This window comes from Halolamina rubra (assembly GCF_000739555.1).
Taxonomy (GTDB): domain Archaea; phylum Halobacteriota; class Halobacteria; order Halobacteriales; family Haloferacaceae; genus Halolamina; species Halolamina rubra.
This window is the reverse complement of record NZ_BBJN01000007.1, coordinates 1-23,690: the sequence shown is the minus strand read 5'-3', so window position 1 is coordinate 23,690 and position 23,690 is coordinate 1. Positions and strand designations below refer to the sequence as shown.

The window sequence follows — 23,690 nt, the reverse complement described above, 5'->3', positions numbered from 1 at the left end:
CGTCGACGCCATGTCGACGGCACGAAGCTCGATGCCGTGACTGTGTCCACTCAACCACGGCGAGAGACCTGCGGCGACCTCTGTGCCCCCGCGACGGAACCCATGCCGTGACTGTGTCCACTCAACCACGGCGAGTGCCCGACCCTCGTCGACGCCACGTCGACACGACGTCGACGCCCTCACAGGTGCCAACCACGCCACGGAATCACCGTCTTCGGTAGCCTTTTCGCCCTCAGGACACCAGTACTGACCGTATGAGTCACACGCTGGATCACGTGATGATGCGGGTAGAGGACCTGGACGAGTCGCTGGAGTGGTACACCACCCACCTCGACTACGAGGAGAAGGGTCGCTGGGAGGCCGACACCTTCACCAACGTGTTCCTCGGGCCCGAGGACGTGCACGACGACGGCGCGCTGCTGGAGCTCACCTACAACCACGACGGGCGCTCCTACGACATGGGCGACGCCTGGGGCCACATCGCCGTCCGCGTCGAGGACGTGAACGAGGCGTACTACGAGCTGATGGACGAGGGCGTCGAGGATTACCGCCGGCCGGAGGACAACCCCGGCTACGCGTTCGTTAAGGACCCCGACGGCCACGAGATCGAGATCGTCGAGCGCGACCACGGCGCCCGCTGGAGCATCGACCACACGATGATCCGCGTCGAGGACGCCGACGCCTCCCTCGGCTGGTGGACCCGGAAGATGGGCTACGAGACGACCGGGCGCTGGGAGGCCGACACGTTCGCGAACTACTTCCTCGCCCCCGAGGACGCCGCCGAGGAGGCGATGTCCGTCGAGCTCACGTACAACTACGACGGGCGCACGTACGACCTCGGCGACGCCTGGGGGCACCTCGCGGTGGAGTGCGAGGACCTCGAGGAGTTCTGGGGCACGCTGATGACCCGCGAGGCCGAGGACTACCGCGATCCGGAGTCGTGTGACTACAACTACGCGTTCACGAAGACGTTCGACGGGCACGAAGTCGAAGTCGTGACGGAGTAGCGGTCGCTCGTTACCTATCTTTGGTTCTTTGCACGTGGCCACGCGTGCGAGCGCTGCATCGGCGTCGACACCCGGCTCTGCCGACGACACGGATAAAGGAGGGGGTGGACCGGCAGAAGACACTTAACCCGGGTGTGGGGCGAGGAACGCTCTCGCGGCCGTTCATGGGGTTGTGACGGTGTAACACGCCACTTGGATACCCACAAGACATTTATAACGAGGTGCGTATGTTTCAGACACCCCTACCCATGGTGGCAACAACGAGTATCGCCGTTCACTTCGGCGTGGAAGTTGGCGCCGCCGATTGCAGTGCAGAACCCTAACACACAATGACAGACAACTCAGACAAGATCCGCAGCATCGTTCTGGCTGCGCTGATGGTGTTCAGCGTCTTCGCTGGCACCGTTGCGTTCGCCGGGACCGCTGCTGCGGCTAACAATACAACTCTGGTCGACCTCACTAATTCGACCGTAGACGAAGGTGAGGACGTTACTCACGAGTTGACGTTCGACGTCGACAATGTGAGTGCGGATGGTAACACAGATACAATCGAAATCTCGCTACCGAGCGAGTATGACGGGGCTATTTCCCCGAACTCGGTCACTGTCAACAACCGTAGTGGCAGTGGCGAGATTTCGGTGACTGGCAGTCCTGAGGTGGTAGATGGTTCGACGATCACTTTCGACATCAGTCCGGACAGTAACAGTGCTGTGGACATCGAAGTGGTCGCTAACTTCGACCTTACCCACCCCAACGTTGACGGTGACACCGACTACGACGTGTCGGTTGACGTAAGTGACAGCGGTAATGCGGACGATTCCGCCACGTTCTCTAATGCCATTACGGTGACGAACACCGGCATGGACACGTCCGCTGCTGACGTGATCGTCAACAACACCAACAACAACTCGCTCGTCTGGGCTGGCCAGGTCGTCGGTTCCGACGACTATGCTGCCGGCACTGCCGTCGAGCTTCGCCAGGAGACCAGCTCGGGATCCACGCTCATCGCTCAGAAGAACGTCAACGACGACGGCTTCGTGACGTTCAGTACCAGCGGTGAGGAGACTGGCGACTACTACATCACGGACGGTGAAGGCGAGGACTACGGCTTCGAGCTCGCTGAGCAGGACCTTACGGTCGACTTCGGCGCTGACTCGGTTGACAACGGTGGCGACTCCACTACTGTCAACTTCAACGCCGACTCCAACCGTGCGTCGTACGAGCACGTCCTCGAGGCAACTTACGAGGGTGACGCTGTCGAGGCGGACACTCTCCAGAGCCTCCTGGGTGGCGCTGGTACGGTCGAAGACGCTGACGGTGACGGTGTCGACGAGGTCGTCGTCCCCGGCTCCGCCGAGGACACGTTCAGCGTTGACTTCGACGGCGCGTCCGCCGGTAACTACACCGTCACCTCGACGGTGAGCGACACCGGCGTCTCGGACTCCGCAACGGTTACAGTCAACGACGTTGGCGAAGGTGAGGCCTCCCTCGCCAACGCTACGGTCGAAGTCCCGCAGGGTGACGTTGCTGAGGTCACCGTCGAATTCAGCGGCGCCGCGTCCAGCGGCACCCTCCTCGTCGGCGAGGAGGACAGTGACGGTTACCAGGCGAACATCTCCGTTGTCGACGGTAACGACGACGGTGAAGTGACGGTCGAGTTCAACACCTACACGGCTGGCGACAGCGCCAACTGGACTGTCGTCCAGGCCGCTGACAGTGAGGACACGGCTACTCTCGACAACGAGACCGACCTGAGTTCCATCCTCGAGGGTGGCGACTACCAGACTGCGGTCTCCACCAGCAACGTTGCGAACACTGAGGACAGCCCGGACGACCTGGGCTCCCTCTACATCGCGGAGCGCTCCACCGACAGCATCGAGCTGTGGACGGCTCCGTCCAGCACCGACAGTGACGAGCTCCTGAACTCCGTCACCACGGACGAGACGTTCGTTGGGTCGGACTACATGGTCGTTCAGCTGAGCGCCTCGGGCCTCGAGGGCGTTATCGAGGCTCAGGGCAACGTCTCGGCTGCGATCAACAACGGCTCTCTCGGCCTGACGGTTGAGCAGACCAACCCGACGTCCAACCGCGAGCCCAAGACGCTGAACGTCGAGAACACGGAGTTCACGACGATCAGTGACGCTGACAACAGCACCTACTACATCGCGTTCAAGCCGTCGAACGCTGACTTCGAGCGCGACGGTAGCGACATCAGCCTCGCGGCTGGTGACGAGTTCAACGTGACCGCCTCGGTGCAGGACGACCGCCTGCTCCAGGGTGGTGACGCGCAGAACGTCTACCACGACTTCGAGGTTGTGGCGCCGAGCGTCGCGCTCGACACCACGCCTGTCGAGGTCGCTGCTGACTCCGGCCAGAACGTGACCGGCACGTCCACGCTCGCGCCGGGTACCGAGTTCACGGTCCGTCTCCGGTCCTCCGGTGACACGGATCCGCGGTTCTTCAAGACCGCGCCCGCGACCGTGACCGAGGACGGCACGTGGACCGCCACGTTCGACTTCAGCGAGCAGTCGACGAACGACACCTTCACGGTGAGCTCCTCGGGCACCTCGCCCGCGGATGCGCTCTCCGCTGACGGTATGGTCGTCGAGAGCACGACTGAGGCGACGCCGACGGCTACGGCGACGCCGGAACCGACGGAGACGGCGACGCCCGAGCCGACTGAGACGGCGACGCCCGAACCGACGGAGACCGACGCTCCGGAAACGGACGAGCCGACTGAGACGCCCGAGGACGACACCACCACGACGACGACGCCCGGCTTCGGCGTCGCTGTCGCACTGGTCGCACTCCTCGCCGCGGCGCTGCTGGCCGGTCGCCGAGAGTAACTGACTCTCGCGACTCTCAGTAGCTGATCACCGGCTTCGCGCCGGTACTCCATTTTCACTTCTTTCGAACGCTACACCGAGTAGCGACGGCTCCGCGTCGCCGAGGTAACGGTAAGGGATTTACCCGCGGACCGTCTCGATTCAGTATGGCCGGTATCGCTGACGCTGTCCCGCCGTGGCTGCTGGACGTGACCGACGTGCTCGCGTGGGTCGTCATCGGCGCGTTCGTCCTCGGCGCGGCGCTGGAGCTCACCGCCCGTCGGGAGGACGCAGCCGACGGGTCGCTCGCGGCCGTCGTCGGCGCCGGACGGCGTCGCCTCGAGTACGCTCGGCGCGTCTCCACCGGTGCCTGGGCGCTGTTCGCGCTGTTCTGGCTGCTGCTGTTCCCCCACTTCGCGTTCGTCCACAAGAGCTACGTCGAGGGCGTGCTCGCGCTGATCGCCGTACCCGCCAGCCTCTACGCGGGCTACCTGCTCTGGCAGGGCCGCGACACGCTGTTCCTGCTCTCCCGCTCGACGGCGATCATGGGGCTGATCTACCTCCCTTCGAGACGATCCCGGCCCTCGAGATCGCCGGGCTGCGAATCCCCGCGCCGCGGCGGGTGCTGATCGAGGTCGTCACCACCCAGACCGGCTGGCTGATGGACCTCTTCGGCGCCCACCCCGAGCTCATCACCGGGCCCCAGGGGTACCAGAACACGTACGAGTTCGTCGCGAGCGACGGGCAGATCCTCCAGTTCTCCGTCGTGCTCGCGTGTACGGGGCTGGGGAGCATCGCCATCTTCGCGGGCCTGATCGCCGCCGTCCGCGCGCCGCTGCGCCGGAAGCTCCGCGCGCTGAGCGTCGCCGTCCCGATCATCTACGGGCTGAACCTCGTCCGGACCACGTTCATCGGGATCGCCTTCGGCCAGCAGCTCCTCCACGTCTACCCCGACCTCGTGCTGGCGATGTTCGGCGGCACGGACCCCTACCGCGTCTCGTGGTATGTCTCCGACCGCATCATCAGCCAGCTGCTCGCGGTCGTCGCGCTCGTCGGCGTCACCTACCTCGTGGTCCGGGAGCTGCCGGAGATCCTGACGATCATCGAGGACGTGCTGTACATGGTGACCAACGAGGAGTACGACCTCTCGACCACGCTCGACCTCCCGCGAAGTCAGGCCGCCTCCCAGCTCCAGGAGCCGAGCGACGACTGACCGCGACTACTTCTCGTCCAGTAGCTCCGCCGGCGCTCCACCCAGTGCTTCGAGCGCCTCGGCTTCGAGGTGGTGGGGCTCCGCGGGCACCACGAGCAGGTGCAGCGGCCCGCCGAACTCCCGCGTCGCGAGTTCGGAGAGGCGGTCCGCAGCCACGACCGGCCCAGGACTGCCCGCGCGGGCGACGACGACGCCGAGTTCGTCCTGCCAGTTTGCCGCGAGCAGTTCGGCCGCGTAATCGCCGGTCATGTAGCGCTCGTCGGCGCCGAGTCCCGCGGCGTCGGCCGTGGGGTCGTCGACCTTGATGTCGAGGTACACCAGCGTGTGCAGGTCGCGCTCGCGGTTGGCCTCGATCGTCTCGATCACGCTGTCGGGCACGTCGCCGCCGCCGTGGGCGCCCGGGAACGGCAGCGTCGTCGCTTTCCCGAACCGGTAGTTCTGCAGCCCGGTCAGCCCCGCGGCGGCCGACTGGGCGGAGACGCCGTGGATCACGCGGGTCTCGATCCCGCGCTCGTGGGCGCGCAGGCGCAGATCCACGTGGGTGGTCGAGATCATCGTGTCCCCCGCGGTGAGGAAGGCGACGTGGTCGTCCTCGGCGGCGTCGAGGATCGGTTCCGGGTCGCGCTCGACGCCCGCGCGGTCCCGCACCTCGATCTCGGTGTCGTGGAACGCCTCCAGCTCCTCGAGGCTGGCGCCGACGAGGCGGCTGGTGTAGAACTCCGCGAACGCGCGATCGGCGTCCGCGAGCGCCTCGCGGCCCTCAACGGTGATCGAGCGCTCGTCGTAGAGCCCCAGTCCGATGAAGGTGAGCATAGTCGAAGCTGGGCCGGGCGACCCAAAGCGGTGTCCATCGACGGTCGAATGACACAGCGGCAAGGAATACGTGGCTCGGGGTTTCAGGGGGAGTATGAGCGACACAGACCCAGTCGAGGCGGCCGCGTCCGAGGGGCGTGACCTCTACGACATCGCGACGTGGGAGCCACGGACCCTCCTCGACCGGACGGCAGTCCGGCTCCACGGCGCGCTCTCGGGGGCGGCGCGGCTATCGGTCGTCCTGCTCGCGGCGTTCGTGTTCCTGCTGCAGGTCGGCGGCGTCGTCTGGCTGGCGAGTCGGAACCCGACCGTCGGCGTCGTCGCGCTGCTGTCGGCGATCCCGGCGCTGGTGCTCGTCGCGTTCGTCTGGCGGCAGGACGTAGTCGAGAAGGAGCCGCTGGACACGCTGGCGGTGACGTTCGTGCTCTCGGTGCTGTTCGCGAGCTTCGCGGCGACGGCGAACACGGTGCTCCAGGGGACGTTCCAGGCGATCCCGCTGGTGGGGATGGGGCTGTTCTTCTTCCTCGTCGTCGCGCCGGTCGAGGAGGCGGTGAAGTGGCTCGCGATCAGGCTCCACGCGTTCCGGCGGCCGGAGTTCGACGCCGTGATCGACGGCGCGGTGTACGGCGCCGTCGCCGGCCTCGGCTTCGCGACCATCGAGAACACCCTCTACGTCGTCCAGGGGTTCCTGCGGGCACAGGAGGCCGGCGCGACCCAGGCGGTCGGCGCCGCGATCGGCACGGCGACCTCGCGGGCGCTCGCGGGCCCGGGCCACGTCATCTACTCGGCGTGGGCGGGCTACTACCTCGGACTGGCGAAGTTCAACCGCGAGAACCGCGGCCCGATCGTGGTGAAGGGGCTGCTGATCGCCGCGCTGCTCCACGGCGCCTACAACACGACGGTCACCTACGTCCCGGCGCTGTTCTCGCCGCCGAACTGGTGGTACCTGCTGTTCGTCGTCGCCTTCGACGGCACGTTCTTCTACCTGCTCTACCGGAAGCTGGGGCGCTACCGCGACAACTACGCCGCCCTCGACGGGGAGGCTCAGAGCACCGAGGCCGGTTCGCAGGCGAGGGAGACTACCGAGGCGGCACGGAGCGACGACCCGGACGCAACTCAGTCCGACGACGCCGACGCGACCGAGAGCGCAGATCCCGGCCCCGTCTGGGACGCGCCGGGCGGGACCGACCCCGAGGACGACGGGGACGCGGGCGGCGAGGGCGACGATGCCGAGGGTGGAGTCGACGACGTGGGTTCCGAAGACGACGATGCCGACGATGGAATCGACGATGTGGGCGACGAGGACGACGATGCCCCTGATAGAGTCCAAGAGGCGGACGACGGGGCCGCCGACACCCGCGATGCAGTCGACGAATCCAGCGACGCCCGGGACGAGAACCGCGACGACCCCGAGCGCTGACTACTCGGCGCGGTCGACCCGCGGGTCGAACAGCTCGTAGTAGGTGTCCTGGAGGAAGTTCACCGTCACCACGAGCCCCACCGGTAGCAGCACGACGGCGAAGATGAGGCCGGGGAAGCGGCTCCCGACGGCGTCGATCGTGAGCGTCCCGAAGCCGGGCGTCCGGGTGACCCACTCCACCGCGTACAGCCCGACCAGCACGATGCCGAGCATCTCCGAGGAGAGCACCGTCAGCAGCCGGGCGGCGGAGTGGGGGAACACGTGCCGACAGATGCCCAGCAGGCTCACCCCCTTTGCGCGGGCGGTCTTGACGAATGGCTCGCCCGCGTACTGCTCCAGATCCGTCCCGGCCGCCCGCAGCTGGATCGCGAACAGGTAGAACGTCATCGTGAGGAACGGCCACAGCGCCGCCCGGAGGTTCCGCGGCGCGAAGGGCCCCTTGGTCGAGCCGTACCCCAGGTCGACGATCCGCCCGGCCAGCCGGAACACGAACACCGGGAGGTAGATGTGGACCAGGTAGGCGAACAGGAACACGGGGGTCGCAACGGCGGCCGCGCCGAGCAGCGTCGTCTTCTTCGTGAGGTCGCGGCGCTCGACGGCGACGGCGAGCAGCTGAATCGTCGTCCCGCCGACGATGGCGATGATCACCGCCGGAACGAGGTAGACGAGCGTCACGACGATCGACTCGGCCACCAGCGCGGTCACCGAGACCATCCCGTCGTTCGTCTCGATGCGGCCCAGATCGAGCGTGAGCAGGCGGACCGACCACTCGAGGAACTGCGACAGCAGCGGCTCGGCCTGGGCGGCGAAGCGCGGCTCCGAGTACGTCGTGACGAACGACCGCGGGACGTACCCCATCGGCGTGGCGTTGGGGTTGTTCGTGAACGCCATCGCCAGGAAGGCGACGACGAAGGCGATACCCATCGACAGCGCCGCCCGCCCCGCCCGACGGACGAGCGTGAGCGCGCTATCCATCGTCGCTGGGCTGGCGCCGACGGTCGACCGCGGCGCGATCTACGTTCGGGAGGGCTCCTCGCTGGCTACGGGGCATCCGTGTTCCGTGTGGCAATCACCCAAGCTATTAGTCGTGTCGGCTCACCACGAACTGTTAGCGCCCCGATGAGCGACGAGCCCTCCACCCAGCGGTTCGAGACTGTCGACTGGAGCGAGTACGAGCCCGAGGACGCCACGGTGGGGTTACCCCGCTGGCTGCCGGCGACGGCGATACTCCTGGTCACCGCCTTCGCCTACGACTACCTCGGCGCCGAGGGGCTCCCCCTCGAGATCACTGGACTCGACTGGCTGTTGATCGCGGGCCTGTTCGTGCTGGGCTCGCTGGTGCTGGTTCCGGCCTCACAGAACCCCGACCAGCTCGCCACCTACTGGGCACAGTTCCGACAGGACCGCCTCGCGCTCGCCAGCCTCTGCTACCTCGGCTTCTTCTTCCTCATCGGGCTGTTCGGCCCGTTCCTCTACAACGACCCGTGGCTCCACATCCTCTACTCCTCCCAGCCCCCCGTGTGGGGCAGCATCGACCCCATGTACGTCCCGCGCTGTTACGGCCCCGTCGTGGGCGGCCGGTGTCAAGGGACGTGGGCGTTCCCGCTCGGCACCAACGCGATCGCGGGGAAGGACGTGGTGACGCTGCTGGTGTTGGGCACCAGAACGAGCCTCAGCGTGGTGCTCGGCGCCGCGGCGATCGTCGTCCCGACGGGCGTCGGCGTCGGCGTCGTCGCCGAGCGAATCGGCGGCCGGGTGGAGACGGTGCTGATGTGGCTGGCCGAACAACTCCAGACGTTCCCCGCTATCCTGATCTACTTCCTGCTGTTCTGGTGGATGGTCGAGGGCCGGCTCCGGCTGCTGATCGCCGTGATCGGCTTCGTCAGCTGGGGCGGGCTGGCCCGCCTCGTCAGGAACGAGATCCGGGTCCGGCGCAGCGAGCAGTACGTCCAGGCCGCCGAGCTCGGCGGCGTCGACGACCGGCGGATGCTCGGGCGCCACCTGCTCCCCAACATCGCGCCCTCGGTGCTCACCAACGTCACCCTGCAGGTGCCGCTGTTCGTGCTCATCGAGGCGTCGGTGTCGTTCATCGTCATCGGGCTCGCCAGCGGCTCGACGACGCTCGGCGACCCGACGAACTACTCCTGGGGCGAGCAGATCTACAACGCGCTGTTCTCCGTCGGCGCGCCCGCGGCCTGGTGGCTCGCCGGCTTCCCGCTCGCGCTGCTGTTCCTGACGGTGTTCGCGTTCAACGTCGTCGGCGACGCGATGGTCGACGCGCTCGAGCCCCGCGGCGACTAACCGCCCGTCTCGACCCGGGGGTCGAACAGCGAGTAGTACGTCTCCCGGGCCGTGTTGACGACGGTGACCACCAGCACGGGGAGCAACACCGCGGCGAAGATCAGCCCCGGCCCGCGGCTCCCCGCGGCGTCGATGGTCATCGCGCCGAACCCGGGCGTCTTCGTCACCCACTCCACGGCGTACAGCCCCACGAGCACCATCCCCAGCATCTCGGAGCTGAGAACGGTCAGCAGGCGGGCCGCGGAGTGGGGGAACACGTGCCGGCAGATACCCAGCAGCCCGACGCCTTTCGCCCGGGCGGTCTTCACGAACGCCTCGCCCGCGTACTGCTCGAGATCCGTCCCGGCCGCCCGCAGCTGCATCGCGAACAGGTACAGCCCCATCGTCACGCTCGGCCACACCGCCGCCTCGAGGTTCGCCCGCGAGAACGGGCCCGTGGACTCGTCGTACCCCAGGTCGGTGATCTGCCCCGAGGTCTCGATCACGAACCCCGGGAGGTAGATCTGCAGCACGTACGCGACCAGGAACACCGGGATCGAGATGGCGGCCGCGCCCACCAGCTTCGTCTTCGCGCTGGCGTCGCCGTACTCGACAGCGACAGCCAGCAGCTGGAGCAGCGTCCCCAGAACGATCGCGAGCAGCGTCGCGGGCACGAGGTGGATCAGCGTGACCGTCACCGCCTCGGCGACGACTTCGCGCACGACGACGGCCTCGTCGCCGACGCCGACCCGGCCCAGGTCGAGCGTCACCACCCGGACCAGCCAGTCGACGTACTGCGCGGAGAGCGGCTCCGACTGGGCCGCGAACCGCGGCTCGCGGTGGATTCCGAGGAACAGCCGGGGCTCGTAGGCGACCGTCGCGGTGTGGGGGTTCGGCACGTACGCCAGCGCGAGGAACACGCCGGTGAACACGACCCACAGCGTCACGGCCACGCGGCCGACCCGACGGCCGAGCGCGAGCAGCAGGCTACGCATACGGGTCGATCCATCGTCGTCGGTCGGGGACCGTACTCGGTGTCGTCGACGTGGGTGGAGGGAGCGCCATCGCGAGTCGATAATGACACACAGACACAATCTATTAGTTCTTGCTCACCGGTGGTCGGGCTGTCCCCCCGCAATGAGCGACCCCTCACCTCCAGACGCCGGGCGATTCGCGACCGTCGATTGGGACGAGCTCGACGCCGAGGCCGGTGTGCCGGCGATCCCTCGCTGGCTCCCGGTCGGCGGCGCCCTCGTCCTCGCCGCCTTCGGCTACGACTACCTCTCGACCGACGGGCTCCCGATCGCGATGGACGGCCTCGACTGGCTGCTCGTGGTCGGTTTGTACACGTTCGGCTCGCTGGCGCTCGCGGCGCTGCTGTACGCGCCCGACCAGCTCGCCCACTACTGGGGCCAGTTCCGGACCGACCCCGTCGCCGTCGCGTGTCTCGCGTTCCTGACCGCGTTCGTCGGCGTCGGCCTGTTCGGCCCGCTCGTCGCGAGCGAGCCCGAGGTGAACGTGCTCTACTCCTCGCAGCCACCCGTATGGGGGAGTATCGACACAATGTACGTCCCCTCCTGTGCGGGCGAGGTCGTCGACGGACAGTGTCACGGCACGTGGCAGTTCCCCCTCGGCACGACCGCGATCGGCGGGAAGGACCTGATCGCGCTGCTGATCCTGGCGACGCGGACGAGCCTGAGCGTCGCGCTCGGCGCCGCGACGCTGGTCGTTCCCGCGGGCGTCGGCGTCGGCGTCGCGGCGGTCCGGTTCGGCGGCCGGGTCGAGGCGGCGCTGATGTGGCTGGCCGAACAGCTCCAGTCGTTCCCCGCCGTGCTGATCTACTTCGTGCTGTTCTACTGGATCGTCGAGGGACGGCTACGCATCCTGATCGGCGCCCTCGGCCTCGTGGGCTGGGGCGGGCTCGCCCGCCTAGTGCGCGACGAGCTCCGGGTGCGACAGACCGAGCAGTACGCCCAGGCCGCCCGCCTCGGCGGCGTCGGCGACCGCCGACTGCTGGGTCGTCACCTCCTCCCGAACGTCCTGCCGTCGGTGCTCTCGAACGTCACGCTCCAGATCCCGCTGTTCATCCTGGTCGAGGCCAGCATCGCGTTCATCCAGATCCCCGCGTCGACCGGGACGACGACGCTCGGCGACCCCTCGAACTTCTCGTGGGGACAGCTGATCTACAGCTCGCTGTTCACCGTCGGCCTGCCAGCCGCGTGGTGGCTCGCGGGCGTCCCCCTGCTGCTCCTCTCCGTGACGGTGTTCGCGTTCAACGTCGTCGGCGACGCGATGGTCGACGCGCTGGAACCACGGAACGACTGAGCCGTGGCGACGGCGCCGCGCGGCGTCGTCGACGCCCGCGACCGACACCGCCTTTCGACTCCGGGCCCTCTGACGCCTGTGACCGAGCGTATCGAAGGTGAAGTGCTGTACGCGATCCCGCCGGGCGAACTGGGCGAGCACGATCTCGACCCGGAGCTCCAGTCGCTGGCCGAGGGGGGCCACGTGCTGGTCTGCCGGCGCGGCGGCCACCCGTCGATCTTCGAGCTCGCGTGGGCGATGCTGAGACGGAAGCCGATCGAGCCGGTGACGATCGTCGCCCGCGAGGGCGCCGGCGAGGGCGACACCGTGAGCCTGACCGTCGAGGAGACGACGATGACCGGCGTCTACCGCCAGGTGTAACGCTGGAGCGGCCGCGCGGCCAGCAGCCACGCGGCCAGCACGAACGCCGCGGTGCCGAGAAGGTAGGTCCCACCGCCGACCGTCGGCGTCGCGCCGACGCCCAGCCCCGCGCCGCCGATCGCTCCCGCGGCGCTGGCGACCAGCGGGAGCGCACAGCTCGCACACGACCCCAGCGCCACCAGCCCGCCGAGCCCCGCGGACAGCCCCTCGTCGACCACGTCTCGGACCGCCAGCGAGACCAGATACCCCAGCGCGACGACGCCGACCACCCGGTAGGGGATCAGCGTCAGCGCGACCTCCGAGCCGCTGTAGCGCAGCAGCGGCCCCCAGCCGGGTGGGAGCAGCAGGAGGTCGGCACTCCGCCCGGGGTTCATCGCCGGGGCGACCGTGCCCGTCAGCCACGCGAGACCGAGCGCGTAGGCGGCGCCGACCCCGCCGGCGATCCGGCGACTGGTTCGCCCGACAGCCGGCCGGTCGGCGTGGCGGACGGCGACGACGGCGACGGTGATCCAGACGAACGGCACCGCGAGCATCGTCGGCGCCGTCAGCCCGGCGTCGGTGACCAGGAGATAGACCAGCGCCAGCGCCGACTGGACACCCAGTGCCAGCACCGCCGTCCGCAGCGGCGCGGGGATCGACCACGCCGGCGCGCTGACGGTGCGGCTCACGTGCACTCACCTCCCGCGCTCGCGTCGTCGTCGTCGACCGTGCCGTCCTCGTCGAGTTCGGCGCCGCCGTCGGCGACCGCGTCCCGTGCTGGTTGCAGGGGTTCGGCGGCCGAGGCGGGTTCGTCGTCGGTCCCCGCGTCGGGCCCGAGCGGTCGGGTCGTGTTGCCGACGACGAGCAGGCTCGACGCCGCCATCGCGACGGCGGCGATCAGCGGCGTGATGACGCCCAGCACGGCCGCGGGCACGGCGACCGCGTTGTAGAGGAACGCCCAGGCGAGGTTCTCGCGGACGCGCCGGCGCGTGTCCGAAAGCGTGTCGAGCGCGCGGTCGACCGCCGAGAGGTCCCGCCCCACGAGCACCGCGTCCGCGGCGTCGGCGGCGAGTTCGGTGCCGGAGGCGACGGCGATCCCGAGGTCAGCGGCTGCCAGCGCGGGCGCGTCGTTGCTCCCGTCGCCGACCATCGCGACGGTGCCCTCGGCGCCGAGCCGCCGGACGGTCTCGGTCTTGCCCGCCGGGGGGAGACCGGCGTACACCTCGTCGATGCTCGGCACGTCGCGGAAGCGATCGGCCGCGGGACCCTGGTCGCCCGTGAGGACGACGACGCGGCGGTTCTCGCTCAACTGGTCGACCGCCTCGCGCCAGCCGGGCCGCGGGTCGTCGCCGGCGACGAGCACCCCACGGACGCGGTCGTCCCAGCCGACGTAGGCGGCGAGCTGGCCCGCGTCCTCGGCGTCGGCGTAGCGCTCGCGGAGCTCGTCGGGGACCGTGGCGTCGTCGAACAGCGACTCGTCGCCGACGGTGACCCGCGACCCGCCCGCCACCCGGCCGGCGACGCCGCGGCCGGGGTGGGTCTCGTACCCCGTCACCGTCGAGTCCGGGCCGACCGCGGTGTCGGCGTCGTCGGCCGCATCGACGATCGCGGCGGCGACGGGGTGGTCCGAGCGCGCCTCGACGGCCGCGGCGTGGCCCAGCACCGTCTCGCGGTCCGTATCTGCGGCGGTCTCGACAGCGTGTAGCGCCATCTCGCCGGTCGTGAGCGTGCCGGTCTTGTCCAGCGCGACCACGTCGACCTGTCGCGCGGTCTCGACGGCGCTCCCGTCGGTCAACACGACGCCGTCCTCAAGCAGCGAGCGCGTGCCCGCGGCGATCGCCAGCGGCGTCGCCAGCCCCAGCGCGCAGGGACAGGAGACCACCAGCACCGCCAGTCCCGTCAGCAGCGCCTCGGTGAGCGAGGCGCCGAGGAACAGGTGGGTGCCGAAGGCGACGACGCCCAGAACGAGCACCAGCGGGACGAACACCGTCGCTAGCGCGTCGGCCAGGCGCTGGGGTGCTCCCTCGCCGCGCACGTCCCAGAGCAGCGACACCACGCGGTCGAGCGTCCGCTCGGCGCCGTCGTTGGCCTGGATCACGAGGCGACCGTCCGAGACGACCGTCCCGCCCCGTACCTCGTCACCCTCCCTGCGGCGAACTGGTAGCGACTCGCCGGTGACGAGCGACTCGTCGACGGCGGCGGTGCCCTCGAGCACCTCGCCGTCGACGGGGACGCGCTCGCCCGCGCGGACGACCAGCTCCTCGCCGCCGTCGACGGCTTCCACGGGGACGGTCTCGGTTCCGTCGCCCCTGCGGACGCGGGCCTCCGAGACGCGGTCGCGCGTGAGGTCGGTGAGCTCGCCGACCGCGCGCTGTTTGATCCGCTCCTCGTAGTAGCTCCCGACGGTGACGGCCATGATGACGACGATCGTCACGTCGAAGTACACCTCGATCCGGCCGGCGGCGACCGCGAGCGCGCTGTACAGGTACGCCGTCGTCGCTGCGAGCGCGACGAGGAGGTCCATATTGGGCTGGCGCGTTCTGACGGCGACGTACGCGCCGCGCAGGAGCGGGGCGCCGGTGTACCCCAGCACGACTGTCGCCGAGAGCCAGACGTTCGCGAGCAGGAACCGGCCGGCGCCGTCGCCGAGGTCGAACAGCAGCGCGTCCGGCGGCAGGCCGAAGTAGACCGGGTAGAGGAAGAGGACGTACCACAGCATCGCCATCATCCCGAAGAAGCCGCCGACGAGCAGGCGGCCGACAGTGCCGTCGTCGTCGCCGGGGCCCCCCTCCTCGCCGGTCGGCTCGGCGCGGTAGCCGACGCCCGAGACCGCGTCGGCGACAGCGCTCGGGTCGGTCGCGTCTGGGTCGTAGTGCAGGCGCATCGCGTCCGCGGGGAAGTTCGCGTCCGCCGCGGCGACGCCGTCGCTGGTGGCCGCCCGGCTCTCGAGGAACGCCTCGCAGCTCGCGCAGTGCATCCCGTCGACCTGGAGGTAGGCAGTCTCGGCGTCGTCGGGGATCGACGCCCCGGCCTCGCGGACCGACTCGCGGGCGTCCTCGGCGTCGACCGCCGCCGGGTCGTCCAGACTCCGGGCGACCTCGAGACAGCCGCGGCAGCAGAACTCGCCGTCGATCGCCTCGTCGGTCACCGGGGTCGGCGGCGTCGCGAGCCCGCAGAGCGTGCAGTCGTCGCTCACGCCGTCACCACCTCCGGCCGGACTGTGCTGGCGCGACCGCGTCGGCACATCGCTCAGACGCCGCTGGCGTCGGGCGTCTCGTGGGGGCCGAACATCATGTACAGCGCCGCCAGAGTCAGGAGCACACAGATCGTCGACGCGAGGCCGACGACGACGCCGCCGCTGACGCCGAGTGCGTACACCCAGACCGGGATCAGCGACGCGAGGCCGATGGCGATCAGTGTTCGTGCGGACATTGGGCGTCGGTAGGTGCTGGGGTACCTACTCCCCTGTGCCGATTCCTACCCTGTGGGAACTGCCGGGATCGGTTAATGGGTTGGGGGATAAGGCCGCCCCATGGCACCGAACAGGGACAGACAGCCACGGCCGACACGGCGACGGCTCCTCGCCGCCGGCGGCACGGTCGCGACGGGGGCGCTCCTCGGCGCGACTGCGCCTGCGGCTGCGCAGTCGGGCGAGTTCGACGGGTGGTTCGACGGCGTCGACAACTACGACGGCGTCGTCGACCGCACGGGACAGTCAGAGGTGACCGTCGAGGTCGGCGTCGACAACGGCGGCCAGCCGTACGGGTTCGGCCCGGCGGCGGTGAGGATCGACCCGGGCGCGACCGTCGTCTGGGAGTGGACCGGCGAGGGCGGCTCGCACAACGTCGTCGCGGAGGACGGCTCCTTCGAGTCCGAGCTCGTCGGGGAGGCCGGCCACACGTTCAGCCACACGTTCGAGAGCGAGGGGACGTTCAAGTACGTCTGTGTCCCCCACGAGGCGCTGGGGATGAAGGGCGCCATCGTCGTCGGCGGCGGCGGCGGGGGCGGCGGCGTCTCCGAGCCGAACTACGACGGCTGGTTCGACGACGTCGACAACTACGACGGCACCGTCGACGAGCGCGGGAACGACGAGGTGAGCGTCGGGGTCGGCGTCGACAACGGCGGGCAGCCGTACGGGTTCGGCCCGCCGGCGGTCCGGATCGACCCGGGGACGACAGTGGTCTGGGAGTGGACCGGTGACGGCGGCTCACACAACGTCGTCGCCGAGGACGGCTCCTTCGAGTCAGAGCTCGTCTCGGAGGCCGGCCACACGTTCAGCCACACGTTCGAGGAGGAGGGCGTGTACAAGTACGTCTGTATCCCCCACGAGTCGCTGGGCATGAAGGGCGCCATCGTCGTCGGCGACATCAGCGGCGGCGGCGACGGCGGCGACGAGACCGAGGCGACGCCGGCCGAGGGGGAGACGGGCGGCGGGCTGATCCCCCTCCCCTCCGACTTCATCGGCTGGTTCGCGCTCGTGATCGGCGGCAGCCTCGGGGTCGCGGTGACCACGGTGCTCGGCGCCGAGTCCTACGCGGCCTACCGCGACCACGCGACGAGCGAGCAGGCGTACGTCGGCGAGCAGTCCACCGAGGCAGTCGAGCAGGAGCCCGTCGAGGAGATCGGCGGGGAGTACGACCCCCTCGGCACGGCGGCACTGGTCGCGGGCTACTTCGCTCTGATCGCGCTACTGTGGGTGTTCATGTACTTCGTCGAGTTCATCGGCGGCCCCACGATCACTGGCTAACTATGCACGTACATCGATTCGAGAGACTCTGGTTCGGCGCATCGCTCGTCCTGATCGTCGCGTTCATCGGGACCATCATCTACGGCGCGGTCGGTCCCGGAATCGCGATGGTCGACGACAGCGGCGGTACCGTCGAGCCCTCGGTCATCGCCGACGGGGAGTACGAGCAGGCAGACAACTTCCGCGAGCCCGGCGTGTACGACACCGAGGACGGCGTCGACGTGTACGTGGTCGCACGGCAGTACTTCTTCCAGCCCGGCACCTCGGAGCCGATCCGGGTTCCGGCCGGCGAGGAGATATCGTTCCACGTCACGTCGCCCGACGTGACCCACGGGTTCAACCTCGCGGGGACGAACGTCAACACGATGGTGATCCCCGGGCAGGTCGCGGAGTTCTCCGTCACGTTCGAGGAGACGGGCGAGCACGGCATCGTCTGCCACGAGTACTGCGGCGACGGCCACCACACGATGGAGGGACAGGTCGTCGTCGTCGAGCAGTCGGAGTTCGAGGGAGGTGAGAACTGATGGCTACTGAACACGGCAGCGAGACAGGCTTCGAGACCGAACAGGAGTTCGTCGAAACCGAGGACGGCACGCGTCGCCGGCTGGCGTTCGTCGACCGGTTCCCGGAGGCGGCCCGGACCGCCCGAATCTGCCTCTGGATCGCCTTCGCCGCCTTCGGCGTCGGCGCACTGTTCGGGCTGATCCAGGCGCTCCACCGGACGAACACGCTGCGGATCATCTCCTCCGCGGACTACTACACGATCCTGACGGGCCACGGCGTGCTGCTGGCGCTGGTGTTCACCACGTTCGGGATCGCGGGGCTGTTCCACTGGGCGAACACCCGCAGCCTCGGCGTGTCGCCGACGAGTCGGCGGCTCACCCAGGGCTGGCTCTGGACGATGTCGATCGGCACCCTGCTCGCCGCGGGGACGATCGTCGCGGGGCTGTTCGACTGGATCCCGGCGAGCGCGGACGTGCTGTACACGTTCTACGCGCCGCTGGAGGCCCACCCGCTGTTCTACGTCGGCGCCGCGCTGCTGATCGTCGGCTCCTGGGGCGCCGGTCTCGACTGGTTCCTCCAGTACCGCGAGTGGCGCTCGCACAACCCCGACGCCCGCATCCCGCTGCAGTCGTTCATGGTGATGACCACGATGCTGATGTGGTACCTCTCCTCGGCGGGCGTGGCGATCGAGGTGGTGTTCTTCCTCATCCCGTGGTCGCTCGGCCTCATCAGCCAGGTCGACCCGCTGCTGACCCGGACGCTGTTCTGGTACTTCGGCCACCCGGTCGTCTACTTCTGGCTGCTGCCGGCGTACGTCGTCTGGTACACCGTGCTGCCGAAGCTGTCGGGCGGGCGGCTGTTCAGTGACCCGCTCGCGCGGGTGACGTTCGTGCTGTTCCTGCTGCTGTCGACGCCGGTCGGGTTCCACCACCAGTACACCGATCCCGGGATCGCCTCGGGCTACAAGCTGGTGGCGATGACCAACACGATGTTCCTGCTGTTGCCGTCGCTGCTGACGCTGTTCACCGTCGTCGCGAGCATGGAACACGGCGCCCGCCAGCAGGGCTCGACGGGCCGGCTGGCGTGGCTGAAGGACCTCCCGTGGGAGCGACCGGAGTTCTCCGGCATCGCGCTCGCGGGGATCATGTTCGCCGCCGGCGGCTTCTCCGGCATGATCAACGCCGGGATGAACATCAACTACCTCATCCACAACACGCTCTGGGTCCCGGGCCACTTCCACCTCACCGTGGGGACGGCGTACGCGCTGACGCTGATGGCGATCGCCTACTGGCTGGTGCCCCAGCTCACGGGGAAGCGCCTGCAGTTCCGCGGGCTGGCGGCGGTCCAGCCGTTCGTCTGGTTCGTCGGCATGGTGCTGATGTCGAACGCGATGCACCGCGGCGGGCTCGCGGGGATCCCCCGGCGCACCGCCGAACCGCAGTACGACATGGTCAGCTTCGACGCCGTCGTCGGGACGGTCGGCGAGATGCGGCTCCAGATCGCGATCGGCGGCACGCTGCTGTTCGTCGGCGCGGTGATGTTCCTCGCCGTGATGTTCGGCACGTGGGCGCTCGGCAAGCCCAACAGCCGGCTCCGGGTCAACGGCACGATCCCGGAGCCGCTGTCGGGGCCCGAGGAGTCGCCGCGCGTGCTCGACAACCTGAAGCTCTGGACCGCGATCGCGATCATGCTGGTGCTGCTCGCGTACGGGATCCCGCTGTACGACATGGTCGCCGACGGGCTGCTGTCGCCCGGCTCGGTCCCGTTCCCCGAGTAGCGATCCTCCCTCCCGTCCCCTATGAGTGACTCACCACCGGATACTGACGCATCGACAGACGCCGAGGAGCCGACGGGCCCGCCGGACGACGACGACGAGATCGACCGCCGGCGGCTGATCCGCTGGATCGCCCTGATCGCCTTCGGGATCCCCATCGTCCTCGAGGTGCTGACGTTCGCCAACATCATCGACGACGAACTACTCAGTGGCGACGAGCCGACCGAGACGGGGACGGCGACGCCGACGGACCGCCCCGACGCGGTCGGCGTCGGCGACGAACTGCTGCCCGAGACTGCGGCGACGGAGACGATCACCACCTCCGAGATCCGCGAGTCGGAGTCGTCCCGGACGTACGTCTTCGGCGTCGAGGTGGAGAACGACACCGACGCGACGGTCTCGCTCCGCACCCGACACGTCCGCCTGCGCGACGGGACGACCGTCGACGGCGTCTCGAGCACGGGCTCGGTCGAGCCCGACAGCTCGGGGACGGTGACCGCGGCGTGGGAGATCCCCGAGGACTCGATGCCGGACGCCGTCGAGGTCGTGGCGCTCCGGGACGGGGAGCGCGTGTTCGAGGGGTACGTTGCGGTCGAGCGGCCGCCGATCGTCGGGTAGCGGCTCGTCGCACCTCCTTCTGCGAACCCCTACGGGATCGGCTACTCGGCGTAGGGGTTCGCCGGGTCGTCGTTGTGCCGGCACTGCTGGGCGTGGAACGAGAGGTCGAACTGCACCTCGTCGCTCTGGATCTCGTTGCCGACCTCGAAGGGGAGCTCCCAGGAGAACCCGATGTACTGGGTCGTCGAGTTCGGCCAGCAGTCGTCGTGGTGGCCGTTGTCGTCGTCGCCGTTGTCACCGTTGTCGTCGTCCCCGTTGCCACCGTTGTCCTCGTCGCCGTTTTCGCAGTAGTAGAACTGGACGTGACTGACCTCGTAGTACGTCCGGTTCTGGTTGCCCGTGTTCTCGGGCGCGTAGTCGACGCCGCCGGTAGTGGCGCAGTCGTACTGGTACGTCGCCGTCGACGGCCCGCCCTTCACCGCGACGAGGCAGAGCTCGGCGTCGCCGGTGGTCTCCCACTCGACGCCGACGACCTCGCCGTCCTCGGTGTCGACGCCCGTGATCTCGACCTCGCCGTTCGGCGTCGTGTCACCGACCTCGGGCGTGTCGTCGATCTTCCAGTCCTCGCTCGTCGAACACGCGACCGTCCCGTTCTGGGTGGTGCTGGCCGCGCCGACGGCGGCGCCGACAGGGGCCTGGTTCCTGATCAGGCGCCCGTCCTCGAGTTCGGCCATCACGTCCCGGAGGGTGCCGCTCGCGATGGGGATCTCGTCGGAGCCGAACACGTTGTCGCCGCCCTCCCCGTCCGCGTCGGCGTCGCTGCCGTCGTACCAGACGTCGACGAGGATCTCGTCGGCGAGCTCGCCGCTCCAGTCGTCGCCGCTGTCCTCGCCCTGCGGGTCGTCCTCGCCCGCGGCCTCGCTCTCGGGCTCGTTGACGCCGTTCTCGGCGTTCCGCGTGAGCTCGCCAGCCATGTGCACCCACGCCGGGTTGTCGTACACGTGGAGGCTGATCGTCGCCTCGCCGTGGTCGCCGGGCTTCACGTCGCCGAGTTCGAAGATCGGCCCGGGGTTGTCGGTCAGCGGCTGCTCCTCGATCAGCTCGCCGTTGTAGTGCTCCTCCCAGTCGATCTTGAGGTTCAGTTCGCCGGCGGTCACGGTTCCGCCGGTCGTTTCGGCGTCGTTGAGGAACGCCATCGTTCCAGTGCCGCCGAGCGCCGCGCCGGCGCCGATGCCGCCGAGCCCCGCGAGCGCCTTCCGTCGGGTCAAGTTGGGTTCGTCGTCTGTCATCGTGGTCACTCCCCCTCACGGGGAAGACCCACCGGCGGAGTCGAACCGCCGCGCGGTCACCGGACGTGGGTCAGGGTTCCTCAGGCGGAGTTCGTGCGTGCGCCGTCGTTGTGGCGGCACTGCTCGGCGTAGAACCCCAGATCGAACGCCATCTCGTCGCCCTGGATGACGTTGCCGACGTCCTCCGGGACCCACCACCGCATGCCGATGCAGTGGCCGGTGCCCGCCTCGAAGCAGTCCCGCTCCTCGGAGGTGTCGCCGGCACCGTACGGCATGTCGCCGTCGCCGTCGAGCGGCACCATCCCGCCGTTTCGGTCGATTATGTCCATCGCCTCCGCGAGCGTGACGTGGTCGTCGTGCTCGCCGTCGCCCTTACCGAGGATCACCTGCTCCCCGGCGATGACGACCTGCGCGATCTCGGCGTACACGCCGTCGAGGTCCGCTGGGTCCGGCGCCACGTACGCGTCGTCCGACGACGACGCGATCCCCTCGAGGAAGCTCGTGTCGGCGCTGCCGAGCGCGATCGTGAACAGGCGGATGCCGTCGTCCTTCGCGGCGGTTGCCGCCGCCTCGGCGGCCGACTCCGAGTTCGGCTCGCCGTCGCTCAGCAGGATCATCACCTTGTTCGCACCGGCCGTCGCGTTGGTTCCGTTGATCAGTTCGTCGCGCGCGGTGTCGATACCGGCGGCCATGTTCGTCCCGCCGCCGGCGTCGTAGGCGTCGATGGCGTCCTTGATCGACTGGTAGTCCGTCGTCAGCTCCTGATCGAGGCTCGCGTCGCTGCTGAACGAGATCGCGGCGCCCTCGTCGGGGCTGGAGAGGTTGTCGACGAACCCCGTCGCCGCGCTCTTGAGGTCGCCGATGCTGTCGTCCATCGAGCCGGAGACGTCGCTGACGAGCGCGACCTCGAGCTCCTGTCCCTCCTCGCCGGAGCGGTCGAGTTCGTTGTCGCAGTCCTCGTCGTACCAGATCTCGACGTGGGTGTTCTCGGCGAGTTCGCCGTCGTCCGCGCCCTCGGACTCCTCGGGATCCGTCGTCTCGCCGCCGCTCTGGGTGAAGTTGTCGGCGGTGAGCCAGACGTACCCCGGGTTGTCACAGAGGTGGAGGCTGAACGTGATCTCGCCCTCGTCGCCGGGTTTCACGTCGTCGAGTTCGATCAGCGACTCCTGGCCGTTGTAGTCGTACTCCTCCGTGAGGTTCTCACACGTCAGCTGGTCGACGATGTTGCGGTCGTCGTCGCTGTACTCGTACGTCTCGCCCTCGATCTCGATGGACTGCTCGCCGTCGCCGTCGTGGTCCGGGTGCGCGTTGACGTACTCCCAGGAGCCACTCGACCCGTAGTACTGTTGCTGCCAGTCGAGTTTGAGGTCGAGCGTCCCCGCGGTCATCGTGTTCCCCTCGACCGATTCGCTGTCGTTGAGGAACGCCATCGTCCCGGTGCCGCCGAGGGCGGCGCCGGCGCCGATGCCGCCGAGACTGGCGAGGGCTTTGCGTCGCGTCAGGTCGAATCTCTCGTCTGCCATCGTCTGTCACTCCCCGTCGAGGGGAACGCCCACCGGCGGAGTCGAACCGCCGCGCGGTCACCGGACGTGGGGGAAATAGTTGTTCGCCTATGCGCCAGTGCGACCGATCACGGCGAGGTGACTCCCTTGATGTAGTATTCCTCGTCGCCGTCGCCGGTGAACCCGGGACCGGTGATCTCGGAGTCGACGCCCGGCACGAGGTCGACGGAGAACTCGGGGAGTTCGTCACACCACGGGCTCATCGGGAAGCCGTTGTGGCGCGCCTGCTCGGCGTAGTAGTTCATCGAGAGCTCGAAGGAGTCGCCCTGCACCTCGTTCCCCACGTCCGTCGGCAGGCGGAACTGGAGTACGAAGTGCTGGGTCCCGTACTGCCCGGTCGTGAGACCGCTCGGCGGGGTCCCGCCCCACCACTCCTCGATGGCATCGACGAGGCCGTCCTCGGTCGGGAAGAACGGCGAGAGGTGGACCGTCTGACTCTCGTCTGCCGGGTAGTAGGGCTCGGATTGACCGTCCTCGCGGACGTCGATCATTTCGTTACGCACGCCGTCGAGGAGCACACCACAGTTGTTCAGGTTCGAGATCCCCTCCATCCAGTCGGACACCTTCCGCCACTTGTTGACGGCCTCTTCCGTGTCGCCGTTGTACTCGCAGTCGAGGGTGTCGTCGTAGAACGTCTGGACCTCCATCAGGTCGTCTAGTTCGCCCCCGTCGGTGTCGAGATCCTCCGCATCCGACTCTGGATCGTTCATCCCATTCTCCGAATCGCTCGTCACCTCGCCGCCGAACCAGACCCACGCGGGGTTGTCCGTGACGTGGATGCTGGTGGAGATGCAAAACTCGTCGCCGGGCTTGACGTCCTCCAGTTTCAGGATCTGTCGGCCGTCGACGTCGGTCGGTTCGATTTGGACCGAGTCCGGGTTCTCCTCGCTGTCGAGTTCCTCACCGTTGTAGTACGTCTTCCAGTCGAGCTTCAGGTCGAGCTCGCCGGCGGTGATCGACGCGCTCGTGCTCTCGGTGTCGTTCAGGAACGCCATCGTCCCGGTGCCGCCGAGGGCGGCGCCGGCGCCGATGCC

At 68.7% G+C, this 23,690-nt stretch carries 19 protein-coding genes and 1 pseudogene; 11 read left to right on the top strand and 9 right to left on the bottom strand.

All coding sequences use genetic code 11. The features are described 5' to 3' along the window. Positions 1-254 precede the first annotated feature (254 nt). From ACP95_RS01525 to artA, 3 genes and pseudogenes are all read left to right on the top strand, one after another. Complete coding sequence (locus ACP95_RS01525; RefSeq protein ID WP_049979518.1) at positions 255-1,007, top strand: VOC family protein; 753 nt, start codon at positions 255-257, stop codon at positions 1,005-1,007. 329 nt (positions 1,008-1,336) lie between these two features. Then, the gene (locus ACP95_RS01520) at positions 1,337-3,853 is read left to right on the top strand and encodes a DUF7827 domain-containing protein (protein WP_082224527.1); all 2,517 of its coding nucleotides are present in this window, start codon (positions 1,337-1,339) and stop codon (positions 3,851-3,853) included. A gap of 146 nt (positions 3,854-3,999) precedes the next feature. Continuing rightward, positions 4,000-5,045: pseudogene (gene artA, locus ACP95_RS01515) on the top strand (archaeosortase A). A 6-nt stretch (positions 5,046-5,051) separates the two neighbouring features. Here the strand turns inward: artA and dph5 are convergent. Then, positions 5,052-5,858: a diphthine synthase gene (dph5, locus tag ACP95_RS01510; protein WP_049979516.1), complete on the bottom strand. Its 807-nt coding sequence runs from the start codon at positions 5,856-5,858 to the stop codon at positions 5,052-5,054. 94 nt (positions 5,859-5,952) lie between these two features. On the opposite strand from dph5, the gene ACP95_RS01505 reads away from it, so the two are divergent. After that, positions 5,953-7,278 carry a PrsW family intramembrane metalloprotease gene (locus ACP95_RS01505; RefSeq protein ID WP_154018414.1) on the top strand — a complete coding sequence of 442 codons (1,326 nt, stop codon included), beginning with the start codon at positions 5,953-5,955 and terminating at the stop codon, positions 7,276-7,278. On the opposite strand, the gene ACP95_RS01500 is transcribed toward ACP95_RS01505, so the two are convergent. Then, entirely contained in the window at positions 7,279-8,253 is a 975-nt protein-coding gene (locus ACP95_RS01500) for an ABC transporter permease subunit (protein WP_049979515.1), read from the bottom strand. A gap of 144 nt (positions 8,254-8,397) precedes the next feature. Between ACP95_RS01500 and ACP95_RS01495 the strand changes: the two genes are divergently transcribed. Beyond that, on the top strand, positions 8,398-9,579 hold the full coding sequence (locus tag ACP95_RS01495) for an ABC transporter permease (protein ID WP_049979514.1): 1,182 nt from the start codon (positions 8,398-8,400) through the stop codon (positions 9,577-9,579). Here the strand turns inward: ACP95_RS01495 and ACP95_RS01490 are convergent. Then, positions 9,576-10,553, bottom strand: coding sequence for an ABC transporter permease subunit (locus tag ACP95_RS01490; RefSeq protein WP_049979513.1), 978 nt, complete (start codon positions 10,551-10,553; stop codon positions 9,576-9,578). The genes ACP95_RS01495 and ACP95_RS01490 overlap by 4 nt on opposite strands. 142 nt (positions 10,554-10,695) lie before the next feature. Here ACP95_RS01490 and ACP95_RS01485 point away from each other — a divergent pair, with 142 nt between their 5' ends. Both ACP95_RS01485 and ACP95_RS01480 read left to right on the top strand, forming a co-directional pair. Continuing rightward, positions 10,696-11,883, top strand: coding sequence for an ABC transporter permease (locus tag ACP95_RS01485; protein WP_049979512.1), 1,188 nt, complete (start codon positions 10,696-10,698; stop codon positions 11,881-11,883). A 78-nt stretch (positions 11,884-11,961) separates the two neighbouring features. Further along, positions 11,962-12,243, top strand: coding sequence for a DUF7526 family protein (locus tag ACP95_RS01480; protein ID WP_049979511.1), 282 nt, complete (start codon positions 11,962-11,964; stop codon positions 12,241-12,243). Here the strand turns inward: ACP95_RS01480 and ACP95_RS01475 are convergent. The 3 genes from ACP95_RS01475 to ACP95_RS01465 are packed head-to-tail and all read right to left on the bottom strand — an operon-like array spanning position 12,228 to position 15,654. Beyond that, positions 12,228-12,911 carry a DUF7546 family protein gene (locus ACP95_RS01475; RefSeq protein ID WP_154018413.1) on the bottom strand — a complete coding sequence of 228 codons (684 nt, stop codon included), beginning with the start codon at positions 12,909-12,911 and terminating at the stop codon, positions 12,228-12,230. The genes ACP95_RS01480 and ACP95_RS01475 overlap by 16 nt on opposite strands. Beyond that, positions 12,908-15,418, bottom strand: a complete 2,511-nt coding sequence (locus tag ACP95_RS01470) for a heavy metal translocating P-type ATPase (RefSeq protein ID WP_082224525.1) — start codon at positions 15,416-15,418, stop codon at positions 12,908-12,910. The genes ACP95_RS01475 and ACP95_RS01470 overlap by 4 nt, the downstream gene beginning before the upstream one ends. Positions 15,419-15,471: 53 nt before the next feature. After that, positions 15,472-15,654, bottom strand: a complete 183-nt coding sequence (locus tag ACP95_RS01465; RefSeq protein ID WP_049979509.1) for a hypothetical protein — start codon at positions 15,652-15,654, stop codon at positions 15,472-15,474. Positions 15,655-15,754: 100 nt separating this feature from the next. Between ACP95_RS01465 and ACP95_RS01460 the strand changes: the two genes are divergently transcribed. From ACP95_RS01460 to ACP95_RS01445, 4 genes are all read left to right on the top strand, one after another. Next, on the top strand, positions 15,755-16,969 hold the full coding sequence (locus tag ACP95_RS01460) for a halocyanin domain-containing protein (protein WP_049979508.1): 1,215 nt from the start codon (positions 15,755-15,757) through the stop codon (positions 16,967-16,969). Positions 16,970-16,971: 2 nt separating this feature from the next. After that, positions 16,972-17,493 carry a cytochrome c oxidase subunit II gene (locus tag ACP95_RS01455; protein WP_049979507.1) on the top strand — a complete coding sequence of 174 codons (522 nt, stop codon included), beginning with the start codon at positions 16,972-16,974 and terminating at the stop codon, positions 17,491-17,493. An 80-nt stretch (positions 17,494-17,573) separates the two neighbouring features. Beyond that, positions 17,574-19,250, top strand: a complete 1,677-nt coding sequence (locus ACP95_RS01450) for a b(o/a)3-type cytochrome-c oxidase subunit 1 (protein WP_049979519.1) — start codon at positions 17,574-17,576, stop codon at positions 19,248-19,250. Between the two features lie 21 nt (positions 19,251-19,271). Further along, positions 19,272-19,865, top strand: coding sequence for a hypothetical protein (locus tag ACP95_RS01445; RefSeq protein ID WP_049979506.1), 594 nt, complete (start codon positions 19,272-19,274; stop codon positions 19,863-19,865). A gap of 41 nt (positions 19,866-19,906) precedes the next feature. Here the strand turns inward: ACP95_RS01445 and ACP95_RS01440 are convergent, their stop codons facing one another. The 3 genes from ACP95_RS01440 to ACP95_RS01430 all read right to left on the bottom strand — a co-directional run. Next, complete coding sequence (locus ACP95_RS01440) at positions 19,907-21,094, bottom strand: SipW-dependent-type signal peptide-containing protein (protein ID WP_049979505.1); 1,188 nt, start codon at positions 21,092-21,094, stop codon at positions 19,907-19,909. Between the two features lie 80 nt (positions 21,095-21,174). Then, a complete protein-coding gene (locus ACP95_RS01435) occupies positions 21,175-22,617 on the bottom strand; it encodes a vWA domain-containing protein (RefSeq protein WP_049979504.1) in 1,443 nt (480 codons plus the stop codon). 107 nt (positions 22,618-22,724) lie between these two features. After that, positions 22,725-23,690 (bottom strand): SipW-dependent-type signal peptide-containing protein (locus tag ACP95_RS01430; protein ID WP_237560373.1); only part of this gene is annotated, 966 nt, incomplete at its 5' end.